This is a genomic window from Streptomyces bohaiensis, from assembly GCF_012033785.1.
GTDB classification, from domain to species: domain Bacteria; phylum Actinomycetota; class Actinomycetes; order Streptomycetales; family Streptomycetaceae; genus Streptomyces; species Streptomyces bohaiensis.
The window spans coordinates 1-1,994 of the sequence record NZ_JAAVJC010000467.1 but is presented as its reverse complement, the minus strand read 5'-3'; the positions used below and the strand labels follow the sequence as shown (position 1 = coordinate 1,994).

2 protein-coding genes are annotated in these 1,994 nt (G+C 76.1%); both read left to right on the top strand.

Going from position 1 to position 1,994, the window contains the following annotated elements; translation table 11 throughout:
* Window positions 1-170 precede the first annotated feature (170 nt).
* Window positions 171-971 carry a serine/threonine kinase C-terminal domain-containing protein gene (locus HCN52_RS23995; protein ID WP_168090517.1) on the top strand — a complete coding sequence of 267 codons (801 nt, stop codon included), beginning with the start codon at window positions 171-173 and terminating at the stop codon, window positions 969-971.
* A 94-nt stretch (window positions 972-1,065) separates the two neighbouring features.
* The coding region (locus HCN52_RS23990; protein ID WP_168090516.1) for a protein kinase at window positions 1,066-1,994 on the top strand (929 nt) is incomplete at its 3' end.

The window sequence follows — 1,994 nt, the reverse complement described above, 5'->3', positions numbered from 1 at the left end:
CCGGGAGGACGGCCCGCTGACCCCGCGCCGGGCGGGAGCGCGACAAGGCCGCCGCTACGGCGCTCGGCGCCGACAGCGGCAGGCCCGATGCCCCCGGCTCCGGGCGGGGCGCGAGCGGCGGCGGGGGCGGCGACGGCGCAGCCCCCGCGGGCGGCGGACGGCGCCGCCGCGTGCTGATCCTGCTCGCGCTCGTCGTCGCGGTGGCGCTGCTCAGCGGTGTGCTCGCAACCCGACTCCTGGGCGGCGGGTCCGACGACACCCCGGACCCCGCTCCCACCGAGACCACGGACGAGACCACGGACGAGGGCGCCGACGGCAGTGCCGGCGAGGACGAGGACGCGGCGACCGGGGGCTCGGACGACCCGTCGGAGGACGCGAACGGCGGCCAGGGGCCGGAGGGGGACACCGCGCCCGAGGGCGACGGCTCCGACGAGGGCCCGGAGCCGGAGGAGTCCGGCCCGCCGCGCAACAGTCCGGAGCGCGACACCGACGCCCCCTTCCCGCCCGAGGGCCCCACCGGTTTCGCCCGTACCGTCGACCTGCAGTACCGCTTCAGCATGGCGATGCCCGGCGGTTGGGAGCAGACAGGGACCGCCGGGCGCAACTCCGGGGCGATTTACAGCCATCCATCAGGGCCGCCCCCGGCGGTTCAGGTCGATTTCACGACGTCACCCGGATCCGACGCCGAGCAGGCTTGGCTTGAGCTGGAACCCTCGGTACGTGATGCCAGCACCGACTACGAGCGGGTCCGCATAGACTCCGTCGAATGGCGTGACTACCCCACTGTCTCCGACTGGGAGTTCGAGCGCACCATGGCCGGCACGCGGGTCCGGGTGCTCAACCGGGGCTTCCGGGTGGACGACGGGCGCGGGTACGCGGTGATGGTCACGTGTGTGGCGGAGGAGTGGGACGGGAATGACTGCCGCACACTGCGGGACACGGCCTTCCGCACGTTCGAGCCGCTCGGCTGAACGGGAGCCCGTGGACCGGAGCATGGTCGTGTCACGCCATCGGCACGTATCGTGAGCAACCGGGTGCCGACGGCACGTCACGAGGGGAGGCGTTGTGGAACAGTACGCGGGGCGGTTGCTCGCGGACCGCTATCGCCTTCCGCGACCCCCCGCCGACGCCTACGAGTTGGTGGAGGCACGCGCCTACGACACCGCCAGCGGCCAGGAAGTCCTGGTCCGGCAGGTGCCGTTGCCCGAGGTGGTCGACGCCGAGGTGCTGGACGGCGGCCACACCCACGGGCCGGGGCCGCAGCGACACGCCCGCACCTCCGGGCTCGCCACCCGCACCCCTGACGACCCGGTGGTCCGCCGGGCGCTGGAGGCCGCCGCCGCTGCCGCCTCGCTGCCCGACCACGCGCGGCTGGACCAGATCTTCGACGTCTTCGTCCAGGGCGACGGACTGTGGATAGTCAGCGAACTGGTCCCCGGCCGCCCGCTGGCGGCGCTGCTCGCCGAGCACCGCATGGGCCCGTACCGCGCCGCCGAGATCGCCGCCGACGTGCTCGCCGCCCTCCGGGTCGTGCACGCGCACGGCTGGACCCACCGCAACATCACCGCCCGGACCGTCCTCGTCTGCGACGACGGCCGTGCCATGCTCACCGGTCTCGCCGCGGGAGCGGCGGAGGAAGTCCTCTGCGGCTACGACCCGTTCCCGGTCGACCCCGCCGGCCAACCCGGCACCACGCTCGCGCGCGAGACCGCCGACGCCGGGGACGCCGGGGACGCCGGGTCCCCGCCCCCCGTCCCGGGCGCCCGCGAGGCCGCGCCCCGACCCCCGGTCGAGCAGCACGACGGACCGCAGCCCCACGCCGACCGGCCGCGCGGCGGCGTCCACCCGCCGGCGCCCGGCGCCGGTCCGGAGGACGGCCCTGCGCGGGGTCACCACGACGAGTCGGCCGGCTCCGGCTACCACCTGCCCCCGGGCTGGAACGCCCCCGGGCGGCCCACCGCGAGCGGCGGCACCCTGCCCCCGGGGCGCGGGCC